At 25.9% G+C, this 14,507-nt stretch carries 18 protein-coding genes and 3 tRNA genes; 15 read left to right on the top strand and 6 right to left on the bottom strand.

Going from position 1 to position 14,507, the window contains the following annotated elements:
- Positions 1 to 372 precede the first annotated feature (372 nt).
- Positions 373 to 447: transfer RNA gene (locus CPIN17260_RS03195), tRNA-Asn, on the bottom strand.
- Between the two features lie 248 nt (positions 448 to 695).
- On the opposite strand from CPIN17260_RS03195, the gene CPIN17260_RS03190 reads away from it, so the two are divergent.
- The 5 genes from CPIN17260_RS03190 (at position 696) to CPIN17260_RS03170 (ending at position 4,206) form a co-directional block, all read left to right on the top strand.
- Complete coding sequence (locus CPIN17260_RS03190) at positions 696 to 1,454, top strand: TSUP family transporter (RefSeq protein WP_069632821.1); 759 nt, start codon at positions 696 to 698, stop codon at positions 1,452 to 1,454.
- Between the two features lies 1 nt (position 1,455).
- Positions 1,456 to 2,277, top strand: a complete 822-nt coding sequence (locus tag CPIN17260_RS03185; RefSeq protein WP_069636924.1) for a thiamine-phosphate kinase — start codon at positions 1,456 to 1,458, stop codon at positions 2,275 to 2,277.
- A complete protein-coding gene (truD, locus tag CPIN17260_RS03180) occupies positions 2,246 to 3,376 on the top strand; it encodes a tRNA pseudouridine(13) synthase TruD (protein ID WP_226997035.1) in 1,131 nt (376 codons plus the stop codon). The genes CPIN17260_RS03185 and truD overlap by 32 nt, the downstream gene beginning before the upstream one ends.
- Positions 3,377 to 3,728: 352 nt before the next feature.
- A complete protein-coding gene (locus CPIN17260_RS03175; protein WP_078387530.1) occupies positions 3,729 to 3,932 on the top strand; it encodes a hypothetical protein in 204 nt (67 codons plus the stop codon).
- Positions 3,925 to 4,206: a type II toxin-antitoxin system YafQ family toxin gene (locus CPIN17260_RS03170; RefSeq protein WP_078440547.1), complete on the top strand. Its 282-nt coding sequence runs from the start codon at positions 3,925 to 3,927 to the stop codon at positions 4,204 to 4,206. Before CPIN17260_RS03175 ends, CPIN17260_RS03170 begins: the two co-directional genes overlap by 8 nt.
- A gap of 11 nt (positions 4,207 to 4,217) precedes the next feature.
- On the opposite strand, the gene CPIN17260_RS03165 is transcribed toward CPIN17260_RS03170, so the two are convergent.
- Positions 4,218 to 4,832 (bottom strand): restriction endonuclease, encoded by a 615-nt coding sequence (locus CPIN17260_RS03165; RefSeq protein ID WP_078387528.1) that lies wholly within the window; start codon positions 4,830 to 4,832, stop codon positions 4,218 to 4,220.
- The gene (locus tag CPIN17260_RS03160; protein WP_078387527.1) at positions 4,829 to 5,074 is read right to left on the bottom strand and encodes a hypothetical protein; all 246 of its coding nucleotides are present in this window, start codon (positions 5,072 to 5,074) and stop codon (positions 4,829 to 4,831) included. The genes CPIN17260_RS03165 and CPIN17260_RS03160 overlap by 4 nt, the downstream gene beginning before the upstream one ends.
- Positions 5,075 to 5,296: 222 nt before the next feature.
- Here CPIN17260_RS03160 and CPIN17260_RS03155 point away from each other — a divergent pair, with 222 nt between their 5' ends.
- From CPIN17260_RS03155 to CPIN17260_RS03120, 9 genes are all read left to right on the top strand, one after another.
- On the top strand, positions 5,297 to 5,692 hold the full coding sequence (locus CPIN17260_RS03155; RefSeq protein ID WP_069632827.1) for a hypothetical protein: 396 nt from the start codon (positions 5,297 to 5,299) through the stop codon (positions 5,690 to 5,692).
- Positions 5,693 to 5,791: 99 nt separating this feature from the next.
- A complete protein-coding gene (locus CPIN17260_RS03150; protein WP_069632828.1) occupies positions 5,792 to 6,001 on the top strand; it encodes a hypothetical protein in 210 nt (69 codons plus the stop codon).
- 67 nt (positions 6,002 to 6,068) lie between these two features.
- Entirely contained in the window at positions 6,069 to 6,197 is a 129-nt protein-coding gene (locus CPIN17260_RS09520) for a hypothetical protein (protein WP_257616970.1), read from the top strand.
- Positions 6,198 to 6,475: 278 nt separating this feature from the next.
- On the top strand, positions 6,476 to 7,573 hold the full coding sequence (locus tag CPIN17260_RS03145) for a hypothetical protein (protein WP_078440546.1): 1,098 nt from the start codon (positions 6,476 to 6,478) through the stop codon (positions 7,571 to 7,573).
- Between the two features lie 11 nt (positions 7,574 to 7,584).
- Positions 7,585 to 8,001 carry a hypothetical protein gene (locus CPIN17260_RS03140; protein WP_069632830.1) on the top strand — a complete coding sequence of 139 codons (417 nt, stop codon included), beginning with the start codon at positions 7,585 to 7,587 and terminating at the stop codon, positions 7,999 to 8,001.
- Between the two features lie 3 nt (positions 8,002 to 8,004).
- Positions 8,005 to 9,126 (top strand): zonular occludens toxin domain-containing protein, encoded by a 1,122-nt coding sequence (locus CPIN17260_RS03135; protein WP_078440545.1) that lies wholly within the window; start codon positions 8,005 to 8,007, stop codon positions 9,124 to 9,126.
- Entirely contained in the window at positions 9,089 to 10,219 is a 1,131-nt protein-coding gene (locus tag CPIN17260_RS03130; RefSeq protein ID WP_078397976.1) for a type II secretion system protein GspD, read from the top strand. The genes CPIN17260_RS03135 and CPIN17260_RS03130 overlap by 38 nt, the downstream gene beginning before the upstream one ends.
- 266 nt (positions 10,220 to 10,485) lie before the next feature.
- A complete protein-coding gene (locus tag CPIN17260_RS03125; protein ID WP_078440544.1) occupies positions 10,486 to 11,814 on the top strand; it encodes a rolling circle replication-associated protein in 1,329 nt (442 codons plus the stop codon).
- Positions 11,804 to 12,673, top strand: a complete 870-nt coding sequence (locus CPIN17260_RS03120) for a tyrosine-type recombinase/integrase (protein WP_078440543.1) — start codon at positions 11,804 to 11,806, stop codon at positions 12,671 to 12,673. Before CPIN17260_RS03125 ends, CPIN17260_RS03120 begins: the two co-directional genes overlap by 11 nt.
- 95 nt (positions 12,674 to 12,768) lie before the next feature.
- Here the strand turns inward: CPIN17260_RS03120 and CPIN17260_RS03115 are convergent.
- The 3 genes from CPIN17260_RS03115 to CPIN17260_RS03105 all read right to left on the bottom strand — a co-directional run bounded on the left by CPIN17260_RS03115 (position 12,769) and on the right by CPIN17260_RS03105 (position 13,591).
- Positions 12,769 to 12,843: transfer RNA gene (locus tag CPIN17260_RS03115), tRNA-Met, on the bottom strand.
- Positions 12,844 to 12,851: 8 nt separating this feature from the next.
- A tRNA-Gln gene (locus tag CPIN17260_RS03110) sits at positions 12,852 to 12,926 on the bottom strand.
- A 65-nt stretch (positions 12,927 to 12,991) separates the two neighbouring features.
- Complete coding sequence (locus tag CPIN17260_RS03105) at positions 12,992 to 13,591, bottom strand: MBL fold metallo-hydrolase (protein WP_069632833.1); 600 nt, start codon at positions 13,589 to 13,591, stop codon at positions 12,992 to 12,994.
- Between the two features lie 143 nt (positions 13,592 to 13,734).
- Between CPIN17260_RS03105 and CPIN17260_RS03100 the strand changes: the two genes are divergently transcribed.
- The gene (locus CPIN17260_RS03100) at positions 13,735 to 14,499 is read left to right on the top strand and encodes an NAD+ synthase (RefSeq protein WP_069632834.1); all 765 of its coding nucleotides are present in this window, start codon (positions 13,735 to 13,737) and stop codon (positions 14,497 to 14,499) included.
- The last annotated feature ends 8 nt before the right edge of the window (positions 14,500 to 14,507 follow it).

Here is a 14,507-nt window from a genome sequence, read left to right as displayed (position 1 = left end):
AAAATTTTTTAAACCTTGAATCTCTAAATCATCTTGACAATGCAAGATTAGTAGCTTTCTTATGTATCTTTCAAAAAGCTAGGCAACATTTATCAAATTTAAATACAATAGACAATTAAAATAAATAAATTTTAAAAAACAAAAAAATAAGAAAAACAATAAAAAATATATAAAATTACTTAAAAAATTTATATATTTAATTCACAATAAAACATTAACAAATATATATTTTTATATAAAATCTACGCCCTTAAAAATATTTTTTATAATTTATATATAAAGTATAAAAATTTTAAAACAAAATTTACCGAAACATTAATCCTTTGAAAACATCGGCAAAATATGGATTTGAAAGTGGTTTTTAAACATAAGTGGCTCCGGATGCTGGATTCGAACCAGCGACCAAGTGATTAACAGTCACCTACTCTACCGCTGAGCTAATCCGGAATATAGTAAAAATGAACTGTGATTATATGAAAAAAATCTTTTTTTGTCAATAAAAATAAATTTAAATTTTTACAAAATTACAATTTTTTTATTAAATTTGGTAAATTTTATTCAAAATCAATTCCATAGTGGTTGGATGTTTTTTGTTATTTTGATATAAAATGCATTTTAAAAACTAATTTTTACAATAATTTTGGTATCATATTTACTTAATATTTATCGTAAAAACTTGTTTGGGAGTTGTTTTTATGGAATTTGATTTTTTAGTTTATTGTATTTTTTTTGTTGGTGCCTTTGTTGGCGGTTTTATAGATGCTATCGCCGGCGGAGGAGGACTTATAATAGTCCCTCTTTTGATGGCTTTTGGCATAGACCCGCATACTGCATTAGCCACAAATAAACTACAAGGAAGTTTTGGCTCTTTTACGGCGAGTTTAAACTTTACACTAAAAGGTATGATAAATTTTAAAGAAGTTTTTATATGCATATTTTTTACATTTGTTGGAGCATGTATAGGTGCAAAGACGATACTATTTTTAAACGCAGATATACTAAAAATCATAGTTCCATTTTTGCTTATATCTATTTTTATTTATACTATTTTTTCACCAAATATAACAGAACAAGATAGAAAATCAAAAATTAATCCTAATATTTTTTATATTTGTTTTGGTTTATTGCTTGGTTTTTATGATGGGTTTTTTGGTCCAGGGACTGGCTCTTTTTGGACATTTTCAATGGTTGCCTTGCTTGGATTAAATATCAAAAAAGCTGTAGCTAATACTAAAATTTTTAACTTTACTAGTAATATAGTAAGCCTTTTTATATTTATTTTAAGCGGTAATATTTTATGGTTTGTTGGTGTATTAATGGGTGTGGCTGCTATCATAGGTGCTTATTTTGGTTCAAATTTAGTTATCAAAAAAGAGATTAAGTTTATACGATTTGTCTTTCTAAGTGTGGTTGCTTTTACTATTTTAAAACTTTTATGGGATTTTTTTAAATAATATGAACAAAGAAGCTTTTGCAATAAGTTGTTTTAACAATGAATTTATAGGTGATGATGGAGCTGTTGTTGGCAATTTTGTTTATGCAAAAGATCTATTTGTGGAAGGCACTCATTTTTTAAAGCATTGGCTTAGTTTAGAGCAAATTGGCTACAAGTCAATGATGGTAAATATTTCAGATATAATTGTCATGAATGCTCTGCCAAAATATGCTCTTTTAGGGCTTGGAGTACCAAAAAATACAAGTTCAGATGATATAAAATCAATAAGTAATGGCATAAATATAGCTTGTAAAAAATACGGTGTTAAGATTATTGGTGGAGATACAATAGCCAGTGATAAAATTTTTATTAGCCTAACTCTTATTGGAGAGCTAAAAAATAGGCCGATTTATAGAAAGAACCTAAAAACTAATGATTTTTTGGCATTTACGGGTAGTTTGGGTGGTAGTCTTAAAGGTCTAAGGTCGCTTTTAAATAAAGGAAGTGTGGGTAAAAAAAGTAGATTTGCAAAGCCAATTTTAAAAGATAAGTTTTTTTACAAAGCATCAAAGTTTATAAACTCATCAATGGATATAAGCGATGGGCTAGGGCTTGATTTAGAAAAATTGTGCCTAGCTTCAAGAAAGGGTGTCAAGTTTATAAAAAGATTAAACACCTTACAGATGAAAAGCGGAGAAGAATATGAAATTTTATTTAGTTTTTCTGCTAAAAATCTTAAAAAGATTAAACAAATTTCAAAACAAACAAGAACTAAAATAACGATATTTGCAAAAGCAACGAAAGGAAGATATAAATCAAATGCAAGAAAACACCACTTTTAAGCCACTTTATTATTTGACACACTCACCTATAAATGTGCATTTTTCAAAAAACTCTGATGATTTTGTAGTAAGAGAGATACCGCTTTATGAACCAAGTGGAGATGGGGAACATCTGCTTATTCAAATTCAAAAAAAGGATCTAGATACCAAGCAAGCTTTGCAAATTTTAAGCGAAGTAACTGGTGCTAAGATGCGTGATTTTGGGTATGCTGGACTAAAAGATAAGCAAGGAATGACAACTCAATTTATTACATTGCCAAGAAAATTTGAGGGTAATTTAAATAATTTTTCACACGATAAAATGAAAATTTTAAGCGTAAATTATCATAAAAATAAGTTAAAAATAGGGCATTTAAAAGGTAATAGTTTTTTTATAAGACTTAAAAAAGTAATGCCAAGTGATGCTTTGAAACTAAATGAAATTTTAAATAGTATAGATAAAAATGGGTTTGCGAATTATTTTGGATATCAGCGTTTTGGCAAATTTCAAGATAATGCTCAAAGTGGTCTTGAACTTTTACAACATGGAACAGTTAATGGTAAAAAAATTAAAAACCCAAAAATGAAAGATTTTTTAGTTTCTGCATATCAGAGCGAACTATTTAATAAATATGTTAGCAAAAGGATTGAAATTTCAAGGTTTGTGAATGATTTTAGCGAAAAAGAGATATGTGATATTTATAAATTTGATAAAGATATTGTAAAGAAGCTAAAATCTCAAAAACAATTTTTTAAATTATTACCGGGCGAAGTTCTTGGGCACTATCCTTTTGGAAAATGCTTTTTGTGTGAAGATTTGGATAGTGAACTGCAAAGATTTTTAAAAAGAGATTTGACAAGTTGTGGTCTTTTGATTGGTTCTAAGGCTTATAAATCAGTTGGCTTAGCAAATGAAATAGAAAATGAAATTTATAAACAAGCCTTTGAATTTGAGTCAAAAATGAATGGCGGCAGAAGATTTTCTTGGAGCTATATTGAAAACCTAAGCTATAAACACAATGAAGAAACGGCACAATATAGCATAAGTTTTGGGCTACAAAAAGGCTCTTATGCTACTGTCGTTTTAGAAGAGATTTTGCATAAAGACATTATGGAATGATTAAAATTGATTATACAAACACTTTTTTAGTGTTTGTGTATGTAAAAATATCTTTGTGATTAAGCATAAAATGCATATAAATAAAATAAAAAATCAAGTGAAACAATAGAAAATTTAATTAATTCAGTTATGTAAAAAATAGTAAAAAAGTATGAATTTTAATTGATTAATTTTAAGAAATAATTAAGCATTTAAAAAAGTGCTAGTTTGATACGATAAAATGGGTATTTGGTTGCGGAGGACAGATTTGAACTGCCGACCTTCGGGTTATGAGTAAAATTTTTATTATATATTGATAATTATATAATTTATTGTATAATATTTCTGTATTAAAAATTTAAAGGATTAAAAAATGACTATTACATTAACTAATGTTAATCAAGATTTTTTAAATGTTATCAAATCTCTTTTGCCTTTAAATAGAGATGTTGAGCTTTATGAAGAATATGAGCCTAATAATGAAACATTGAAAGTTATAAAAGATATTGAAGATGGTAAAAATTTATCAAAATCTTTTCAAAATGTTGATTGCATTATGAAAGCTTTAAATGATTGAGATTAAATTTTCAAATAAATTTAAATCAGACTATAAAAATCTTAAAAAACAAGGTTTTGATGATGATTTACTTATTGATTTTTTAGAACATTTAAAGCTTGTAGATAAAATTTCGCTTCCTGTTCTTTATAAAAATCATTCTTTAAAAGGCGATTATAAAGGTTTTTTTGATTGTCATTTAAAGTCTGATTGTGTTGTAATTTACAGAATAAATAATAATATTGTAGAATTAGCTCGTATTGGCTCCCATTCTAAAATTTTTAAAAAATATTAATACTAATTTTTTTAATCTTCCGTGTTTATAATTATATATTCTATTTTTATATCATTTTGCTTGTTATATTCTTCTAAAAAGCATTTTACACCATAATCTTGTTTGCTATTTGAAGTTATAAAAAGCTTTCTAATTGTTTTATCTTTTATTTTATCTTTATTTTGATTTATATATAAATCGCAATTTATTACAAATACTTTTAATTCTTTTTGCTTTGGTGGATTAGTCCAGTTTTTGCATTGTATTAATGCCATCTCATTATTTTTATAAGCTATTAAATCTATACCGCCATCTTTTCTTTTTTCAATATATCCTTTTGGATATACTTTATATTCTTTGTTCTCAAAGAAATTTTTAATATATAATTCGTATTTTCTACCCTTTTGATAATTACTTTCTTTATTATCTTTTCTTGATTTAGCTAATCCAAACACTCTTTTTTCTTGATTTGTTTTTACTTGATTTTCTTGCTTTATTTCTTGAATTTCTTCAACTTCGTTTTTTTCTTGAATTTCGTTTAATTGTTTTTCTTCTCTGATTTTCTTTACTTGTTCTATTATTATATCTTTGTTTGATTTTTCTTTTGTGTCAAAAAAGCTTTTTAATTTTGTGATTAATGATTTCATTTGTCTATTTCCTTTTTTAATGCTCTTGCTGTTATTTCTGAAATATAATAATCTTTTTCTAATTCACTTAAATTATTAAAATATTTAAGTAAAATTTCATTTTTACTTAAATTCTCTTTCTTATCTTCATTTTTATCTTTATATTCCATTACAATTTTATATAAAAAGGGTTTATCCTTTTTCCAGTTATAAAGTGTTGGTTCTGATATATTAAGTTTTTCGCAAAATTCTTTATTATTCATATTGACTTTTTTTAATTTTTTTACTAAAATACTTAAATTATTTAAGTAACTGCAATAAATATTTAAATAATTTAGTTCTTAATTATATCTTTTTTAACTTAAGAATTTAAAAAAGACCCAAACAAGTCTATAAACTGTTTATCTCTCTCTTTTGCTGTAGAACCTTTAGGGAGAGATTTTTTAAAAGTTCTACACAAAAAATTTATTTAAAAAGGTTTTACAATGGAAATTTTAAAAGAAGAATTTACGGTTTCTTACTCTGTTAAGTTTGCTCTTGTTCGTAGCTCTGCAAGTGGTTCATTTGAAGGTAATGACTACTCTCCTAGTGTTAGATTAATTTCACAGAATGTTTATGAAGTTGAAAATTCAAAGACTGATAATATAGATGATAGTTTACAGATTGCAACTTTTAAGATTGAATGCCCTGACAATGAAACAGCAGGAAAAGTTGCTAAATCAATAAAAGATAGAATTAAAAAAGGCGAAGTTTTGCATTTTGCTGGTAGTTTACCTAATGATAGCAAAGTGATAAAAATTATAACACCTTATGATACATTTTTAAGCGATAATATTGCAATCGCTAAAACAGAATTTAAAGAAGATAAAAAAGCTAAGTAATTTAAAATTTTAGTTTGTAGCTACTTAATAAAGTGTTTAAATCAAATGTTTTATCAAGTAGCTACCTAAAATAAAATTTATCTATGAAAGGGGTTTAAAATGAAAAATTTTAAATCAAAGTTGTTTGTTCTTGGTTCTGTTGCAGCTGTTGCTGCTAATTCTGCCGCCGCGGCTGTTTCTTTAGGTTCCGATGGTGCTGTTAGTGGTAATATTGATATGGCTACATTTTACGGCGTTGCGGGTGTTGTAATTGTTGCTTCTGGCATTATTTATTCTGTTAAAACAGGTCTTCGTCTTTTAAGAGGATAATTACTCTTTGTGTAAAACCCCTTGCTTTTTTAGTAAGGGGAATATCTAAATTAAAAAAGGCTAAATAATGGAATATGAATTTATAAATGTTAAAGATTTTGCTATTAATATCAATATTCTTTTATCTATCATTTTAACGGCTTTTGCTGTTGTTAAATCTGTTGTTTTAGCTATTGATGTATTAAGAAGTAAATAAAATGTATGACTTAGGCATAAACGAACAACAATATAACTTTTTGATGGCTCTTAGCGGTTCGCTTTGTGGCTTTATACTCTGTTTGATTGTTCTTGTTTTGCTATCTCGCATTTGATTTTATTTATTTGTTAATAAAAAAGTAAGAAAGGCTTAAAAATGGTTGTATCTGTTACTAATATAGCAAGTTTTGATTACTTCTTTTCAATATTTTACTATTTTTTGATTTGTTGTTTTCCTTTGATAGCTGGATTAGCATTATTAACTAAAAAGATGTAAAAATGAAATTTATAAGAATAATATTATTTTTATTATTTGCTTTTACTTTTTCTTTTGCTGATGATGATATTCCTGATGTTGATATTGCTATTCCTTGCGAAGTTGGTTACAGTTATGACTTTGAATCTGAAAGATGTTACAAAGATTGCACCGATGAAAATTTAAATAAATTTGGTTTTCCTGATGAGTCTTGTATTGATTGCTCTTCTTCTCGTGGTTTTGAGAATATAGCTAATTGTATATGTACTGGTTTAGGCTCTTCTTGGTCTAAGTCTGCCGATAAAAGTTGTCAATATGTTGCTGATATTAAATCTTATGCCTGCACTTATCTTCCTTGGGGTGGTTTTATTGATACTAATTGTGCTAATGGTCAAGAAATAAGATTTAAAGAGATACCAGAAGATACACCAAAAAAAGACAAAGAAGATAAACCAAAAAAAGACAATGAGTTAGATTTTACACCAAATAAACCTAAACCAAATAAACCAATAGAAGAAAGTAAACCAAATAATGATAGCGATTCTAGTGGTTCTGGTGGTAGTATTACAACAGATAATCCAAATGATGGAAAAGATTTTGATGGTAAAGACAAAGATGGAAAAGGTAAAGACAATGATGGTAAAGGAACTGACCCAAGTGGTAAAGGTAAAGATGATGGTAAAGGAACTTACCCAAATGGAAAACCCGGCGGTAATAATATAAATAATAATGGTAATGAAGATGGTAAAGGTGATGATGATATAGAATTTGGTAAAAGTGTTGATTATACTGATTTAAATTCTGCTAATGATAATTTTATTGGTGAAGTAAAAAAAGGTATAGATGAAGTTACCAATAAATTTGATGATTATTTAAGAAACCTTGATAAATTAAGAAATTTGTTTGATACAAATGGTTTAAATCAATTAGATAAATCTTCAATACCTAATACTTGTCCTAAATCTTTTAATGTTCCTTTGGGCTTTAAAAATCAAGTTATAAGGCTTGATTTATGTAATTTTTTATCTGATATTAGTCCTTTAATCTATAAAATTTTTTATATTTTCTTTTTTATCATGTTTCTTATGATTTGTATTAAATTATTTATCTTTAGCTTTTAAAGGGTTTTGTTATGCTTAATTTTTTTATGATGATATTTGAATTTTTTACTTTTAAAAAAGGTTTTGATATAGCTTCTATAGCTTTAAAATCTTTAACATTTGCTAAAATGTTAGCTATAAATTTACTTTTAACTACTGCTTTGCTTAGTTATTTTTATTTATTGTATAAGATTATAGAATTTATCTATACAAAAGTTAATTTTATTATTAATTATATTAATAATTTTTCTTATTCAAATGATAGTTTAATAAGTTATTTTATAAGTGTTTTAAAGTCTTTTGGTATTTGGTCTGCTTTTGTTGATGTGTTTTCAGTGTTTTCGCCTATTTTTGTTACTTTTTTTAGTATTTATGCTTTAAAAATAAGCATAGTAGTTTTAAAAAATATAAGGGAAACATTAGAAACATTATTTATATCAAAGTTATAAAAAATGATTTCTTATGTGATTGGTAATCCGGGCAGTGGAAAAACTTACTTTGCTGTTAATCGTATATATGAAACCTTTTTAAAACAACCCAAAAAATCATTTTTTGATAAGTTTAAAAAAGACAAGAAAGAAACTAAAAAACAAGATGAATTTTTTTATTGTTATACAAATATTGATGGCTTTAAATTTGATTTAGATACTAGATTTATACAATTTGATTTTAATAAATTTTATGATGATATTTCTATTTTACACGCTTGTTACCTAGATAAAAAAGGTGATAAGTATTTAATAGAAGTAGCAAAGCAATATAATTTATTTAAAGTGTTAATTATTCTTGATGAAGCACATAACTTTTTTAAAAATAAAAAAGATGAGATTTTAATATGGTGGCTTACATATCATAGGCATTTAAGTCAAGAAATTTATTTAATTACTCAGGATTTAAGTTTGATAAATCCGGAGTATAAGAGAATTGCTGAATTTTTTTATAAAGCTGTTGATAGCTCCAAAAGAGTTTTTACAAATAAATTAAGATATATTCTTTATGGTTCTTATAAGCTCTATGCAAAAGATGAGTATAGAAAAATAAATATCGATTTTTCTAAAGATGTATTTAATTTATATCATAGTGGAAAAATCAAAAATCAATCATCTTTAATAAAAAAATTCTTTTTAATATCATTATTTTTACTTTTTGTTTTAGTTATTATTTTTTATTTTGTTATTGATAGTATGACAGATGACACAAATAAAAATAATACAAATGATGTTAAAACTATAAACAACATAGATACAAAAAATTATAATTTATCTAATAACTCCAAACATAAGATAATAAAAGAATATAATAAATCTGATCATGATTTAGAAAATTTATATTTATATAATATTACTTGTATTGATTCTAATTGCTTTATTAAAAAAAGTGATGTTGAGTTTCCTAAATCATTTTTAGAATTTATTATTTCTCGCAATTCTGCTTTATATTTTACTTCTTTTAAAATTGGAAGTTTTACAAACTATTTTTTTGCTTTTAAAAGCCCCGTGTTTGATGTTTTAAATTCTATTAATAAAGGTTCTAAAGATGAAAAAGATATTTCTAATTCTAGTTTGTTTAAGTAGTTTTTCACATGCTATAAATACATATATAAATCTACTTGATTTAATGTTTTTAACTTCTAAATATAACAATGTTAGAATTATTGCTGATAGTGAAATTGATGTATCAAGCTATCACTTTGTATTTAATGGCGATAATGATAAGCTTAGTTTAGATGAGTTTAAAAAGATTTTATCTAGCAAGAATTTATATATTGATTTTGTGGATGATTTATATATTGTTACAGATAAAGAGCAGTTAAAGAAAGATTTAAAACAGATAAAATTTAATAATTTTATTCCTGATGATGTTTCTAAAATTTTAACCCTTTATGATATAAACTCTACTTTTAGCACTCATAACAATACTTTATATTTTAGGTCTGATGATTTTACATATAGACAAATAAAACAAAGTATAAAAGATTATGATGTTTTGCCAAAGTCTGCAACTTTTAAGCTTGTTATTACTGAAACAAATCTTAACGATTTATATAATCGCGGAACTGATTTAACTTCAATTTTAAAGCCACTTAATCATGGAGATTTAAAACTATATGTAAATCTTTTAACTGCTCCATATATGAGTAATTCAAACATTATAAAAAATAATTCTTCTGCTTATTTTGGTGTTTTAAATTTTCTTGATGAGAATGGTATTACTAAGATTATATCAAGCCCGTTTTTAACCGCTTATAATGATAATGATGTCTTTTTTAGCTCAGTTAAAACAATTCCTTATCTAACTTCACAAAGCGAAGTAACAAACTCTCAAAGTTCTACTACTTCATCATTTCAGTATAAAGATGTCGGATTAAAGATAAGTTTAAAACCTATATTCCTAAAAGATGTTATTAAGGTTGATTTGTCCTTAGTATTAGAAGATTTATTAAATGATACTAATACACCTATCACATCAAAAAAAGAGCTTAAAAGCTCATATTTCCTTAAAAAAGGCGATGTTTTAGTCCTTAGTGGAATTAATAAAACAACTTCTAATAAATACCGCAATGGAATACCAATTTTAAAAGATATTTGGCTTTTAAAATATCTTTTTTCAGTAGAGCAAGAAAAGGATGTTAAAAGTGTTTTGACTGTTAGTATTGAAATTATTTAATCGGGGGTTATTAGGGGGATAAATCCCCCTAATAGTATCTTTACTAGGGGTTTGCATAATAAGTCTAAACTTTAAAACACTTAAATCAAACCCCTAGCCTAAAAACTAAAAAATGCTTTTTTGCTTATTTTAGCTTTTTGGGTTGTTTTGTTTTTTCCGGCGTAAGCCCCAACTTACGAACGAGCTTCGCGAGTGAGTAAGTGGGGCTCTTGTCAATTTATCAATTTAATAAAAAACTGTTACCTTTAAGTTTGGGAAGGATTTAAATGTTTGGTGTTACTGATAACGATTTGAAATTTTGCCAGTCAAAAATGGATAATCAAAAAAATTATTTATTAAATCATCAATTTGTAAATAATCTAGGCGAGATTAAATCGCTTTTTGATATATCAATGTCTGCTAATTTCTCATCCAAGTATTATGCTGAAGTTACAAACCGAGTAAATACGATATATAGCTTATCAAATGATAATCTCTTAAGCCCTGTATTTTTAACCATAACTCTTAATGGTTGCTTTAGGGATGCTTTAAAAGGTGATTATTCAAGGTTTAAGGCTAAGGATTATAAATACTTGCCTTATGATGTAAAATATAAAGCTAAAAACCAAGCTACATTAACAATTAATGATTTGATTAAAGTTTTAAATCATCAATGGCATTTATTTATAATGCGATTTAGAAAGAATTTTAAAGGTTCGCAAAGTTCTTATATACGATGTTTTGAACCACACAAAAGCGATGGAGTGCCACACATACATGCTTTATTTTATACAGATAAAAACAATTTTGATTTTATGTTAAAAATATATCGTGATATATTCTATGCTCCACAGAATTTAAGAAAAAATGCTATAACTAAAGAGCAAATTATGAATAATGAAATAAACGGTTTTCAAACAAGTATTTATAATGCTAGTGGCTATGTTATGAAATATATCCAAAAGACCTTTATAAATGTTGATAAAACTGATAAGCTTGATGAACTTTCTTGCTGGTATGTAAAACACAAAGTAAGAAGATTTATAACATCAAGAACAAAAGTTCCTTTGTGGGTATATAGAAAGATAAATTTTATATCTACTTTCAAGGATTTTCATCATCTAAACGATATGAAAAATGATGATAATTTTTTTTTGGAATGGAAAAAGGAAGACGATTATATAAATATAAAAATACCAAGGAACAAAGAAGAGCTTATTTATCTAAATGGAAGACTAGAGCATTATATAAAAGATAATCTTATAAACTCTTATGACTTTGAAAAACAAGAAAAGAAAAAAGAGAATTTAAGAATTAAATTGCCTGATAGTGTAGATGTAACAATAAATCATCTATCAAGACAAGCAGAGAAAAACAGATATTTAGCAAACTATAATAAAAATAAGCCTTTAAACAGGAAAAAAGATTTTGAATTAATATCATATTATGAAAGCTTAGACAAGCAAAATTGTAATTTGCAACATCTAGCATATACAGAAAATTTATTAATTGATAGAGATATGAGCTTTGTATCAAATAATGATAAAAAACATGATTTAAACAATCCTTTGGTTGAAGATTTTATTATAAGAGATTTAAGAAACTATGAATTTTAATAAATTATTTGATACTTATGTAAGCTTTTATGAGTGTATATTAAGCTATTCAACTTTAAGAAGTGATATAGCTACATATAATAAACACTTTCGTAATGATTTAGGCTTAAGAGATGTGGAAAGTATAAAATTTATAGATATACAATTATTTTGTAATTCATTAATTAAGCAAGAATATAAGATTAAAACTATCAAAAATATACTTGTTAAATTAAGAGTTATATTTAAATTTGCTATCAAAATGGAATTAATAGAAAAAAATCCCTGCGACTTTGTAGAGCTTCCAAAGTTCGATAATAAAATCTATTTTGATTATCCTATATCAACACAAAAGAAGATAATAAAAGCTATTGTATTAAATAATAGTGAAACTTGCGATATATTCTTTTTCCTTTTGCACGGAAGAAGGAAAAACGAAGTTTTATCTTTAAAATGGGATGATGTAAATTTAAAGAATAAAACATATACAATACCTTATAAAATTAACAAAGCTAAAAAAGATATGATATATAAAATGAGTGAAGATTTATATAATAGATTATATAAAAGATACATTGAAGCTAAGAAAAATAATAAGCTTGATAGCTATGTTTTTATAAATCCAAATACAAATAATAAATATCAGGATTTGCGAAGAAGTTGGAAAACATTACTTAAAAGCAATAATTTACCAAAAATTAGGCTTCACGATATAAGACATTTAGTTGCTAGTTACTCAATTAATTATTTAAAATTACCAATAGAGCAGGTATCTTTTACGCTAGGTCATACAAATATAACCACAACACAAAGATATATAACAAATAAAGTAGAAAAATCAAGTGAAACAATAGAAAATTTAATTAATTCAGTTATGTGAAAAATAGTAAAAAAAGTATGAATTTTAATTGATTAATTTTAAGAAATAATTAAGCATTTAAAAAAGTGCTAGTTTGATACGATAAAATGGGTATTTGGTTGCGGAGGACAGATTTGAACTGCCGACCTTCGGGTTATGAGCCCGACGAGCTACCACTGCTCTACTCCGCGATATGAGGTGGATGGGGTAAGAGGATTCGAACCTCTGGATGACTGGACCAAAACCAGTTGCCTTACCGCTTGGCGATACCCCAATAATAAAATTGAAGTTGTAATTATATTATTTTTTTTTGTATTTGTCAAGACATTTTCAAAGTTTTTAACTTCTTTGAACATATCTTATATAAACATCTATATTTTCTTTCTCTTTTTCCCATGTTGTTGCTAGCCCATGACCAGGGTACATATTAAAATTTCCTTGCAAATTTTTGCTTTTTATAAGACTTTTTAGCATATCGCTTCTGCTTGAGTATTCAAAATCCCATCTACCAACACTTTCTTTAAATAAAAAATCTCCGCTAAACATTAAATTTTCTATCTGTATCATACAACACCCTGGTGTATGGCCTGGAAAATGTAGAAATTTAAACTTAAAGCCTCCAAATTTATATTCGCCTTCATCTATCATAAAATCAGCTTCACAACACTCATATCCACAAAAATCTTTATCACTTCTTAGCATAAATGCATCTAATTTGTGTATAAAGATAGGTATTTTAAGCTCTCTTTTTAAAACAGTTGCATCATAAATATGATCAAAATGACCATGTGTTAATAGTATAGCACGAGGATCTTTGACGTTATTCATAACCCAACTATAAGAACCTTCGCCAGGATCTATTATAATTTCCTTATTATTGTCTTTTAATATATAGCAATTTGTTTGGTATGGGCCAAATGGCTTAAGAAAAACTACCATGTAATCCTTTGTTATAAATAAATATAAATAAATATTGATAATTATTATATCAATTTAACTTTTAAAAGAAACTTTTATAAATAAGTTAGTATAATTATAAATTATTTTCTAGTTTAGGTATTAAAAATAGAAAGATATATTTTATGGATAAAAAAGATTACAAGCAAGTTCAAAATACTTTAGTTAAATTTCTTAGTAAATATTTAGAAGAATCAGCCTGCAAAGGTTTTGTTGTTGGTATTAGCGGTGGTATAGATTCAGCCGTGGTAGCAAAACTTTGTAAGATATCAAATCCAGAAAATGTAAATGCATTTTTATTGCCTACTTATTTTTCTAATGATGAAAATTTAAAAGATGGCATAAAATTATGCTCAGACTTAAATATAAAATATAAAATTATAAATATACAAAATATATTAAATAATTTTGAAGAAACTTTATCTGGTAAACTTGATAAATATTCAATGGGAAATTTAAGTGCTAGAATAAGAATGAGCATTTTATATCATCACTCAGCATTATCAAACTCACTTGTTGTTGGAACTAGCAATAAAAGTGAATTAATGCTTGGCTATGGAACAATATATGGTGATTTGGCGTATGCGTTAAATCCAATAGGCGAGCTTTATAAAACTGAAATTTACGAATTCGCAAGATTTCTAGAAATTGATGAAAAAATTATAAATAAAGCACCAAGTGCTGATTTGTGGCATGGTCAAAACGATGAAAGTGATTTAGGGTATAGTTATAAAATACTAGATGAGGTTCTATTTTTTATAGAAAAAAATGGCGACAACTACGAGTTGTTGTATAAAAAGTTTAAAAACAAAGAGTTGATAGATAATGTTTTATCTAGAATAAACCGAAACAAATTTAAAAGACAAATGCCTAAAATAGCAGAAATTTAAGGAATTAT

Source organism: Campylobacter pinnipediorum subsp. pinnipediorum (genome assembly GCF_002021925.1).
Classification (GTDB): Bacteria; Campylobacterota; Campylobacteria; order Campylobacterales; family Campylobacteraceae; genus Campylobacter_A; species Campylobacter_A pinnipediorum.
Note: the sequence above shows the minus strand (reverse complement) of the source record. Positions and strands in the feature narration are given on the sequence as shown.

Coding starts and splice junctions, on each gene's coding strand:
- CPIN17260_RS09520 (WP_257616970.1), top strand. CDS start 6,069: ATGGAATATGAATTTATAAATGTTAAAGATTTTGCTATTAATATCAAT.
- CPIN17260_RS03190 (WP_069632821.1), top strand. CDS start 696: ATGGAATTTGATTTTTTAGTTTATTGTATTTTTTTTGTTGGTGCCTTT.
- CPIN17260_RS03175 (WP_078387530.1), top strand. CDS start 3,729: ATGACTATTACATTAACTAATGTTAATCAAGATTTTTTAAATGTTATC.
- CPIN17260_RS03145 (WP_078440546.1), top strand. CDS start 6,476: ATGAAATTTATAAGAATAATATTATTTTTATTATTTGCTTTTACTTTT.
- CPIN17260_RS03100 (WP_069632834.1), top strand. CDS start 13,735: ATGGATAAAAAAGATTACAAGCAAGTTCAAAATACTTTAGTTAAATTT.
- CPIN17260_RS03135 (WP_078440545.1), top strand. CDS start 8,005: ATGATTTCTTATGTGATTGGTAATCCGGGCAGTGGAAAAACTTACTTT.
- CPIN17260_RS03130 (WP_078397976.1), top strand. CDS start 9,089: ATGAAAAAGATATTTCTAATTCTAGTTTGTTTAAGTAGTTTTTCACAT.
- CPIN17260_RS03170 (WP_078440547.1), top strand. CDS start 3,925: ATGATTGAGATTAAATTTTCAAATAAATTTAAATCAGACTATAAAAAT.
- CPIN17260_RS03185 (WP_069636924.1), top strand. CDS start 1,456: ATGAACAAAGAAGCTTTTGCAATAAGTTGTTTTAACAATGAATTTATA.
- CPIN17260_RS03165 (WP_078387528.1), bottom strand. CDS start 4,832: ATGAAATCATTAATCACAAAATTAAAAAGCTTTTTTGACACAAAAGAA.
- CPIN17260_RS03125 (WP_078440544.1), top strand. CDS start 10,486: ATGTTTGGTGTTACTGATAACGATTTGAAATTTTGCCAGTCAAAAATG.
- CPIN17260_RS03160 (WP_078387527.1), bottom strand. CDS start 5,074: ATGAATAATAAAGAATTTTGCGAAAAACTTAATATATCAGAACCAACA.
- CPIN17260_RS03150 (WP_069632828.1), top strand. CDS start 5,792: ATGAAAAATTTTAAATCAAAGTTGTTTGTTCTTGGTTCTGTTGCAGCT.
- CPIN17260_RS03120 (WP_078440543.1), top strand. CDS start 11,804: ATGAATTTTAATAAATTATTTGATACTTATGTAAGCTTTTATGAGTGT.
- CPIN17260_RS03155 (WP_069632827.1), top strand. CDS start 5,297: ATGGAAATTTTAAAAGAAGAATTTACGGTTTCTTACTCTGTTAAGTTT.
- CPIN17260_RS03105 (WP_069632833.1), bottom strand. CDS start 13,591: ATGGTAGTTTTTCTTAAGCCATTTGGCCCATACCAAACAAATTGCTAT.
- CPIN17260_RS03140 (WP_069632830.1), top strand. CDS start 7,585: ATGCTTAATTTTTTTATGATGATATTTGAATTTTTTACTTTTAAAAAA.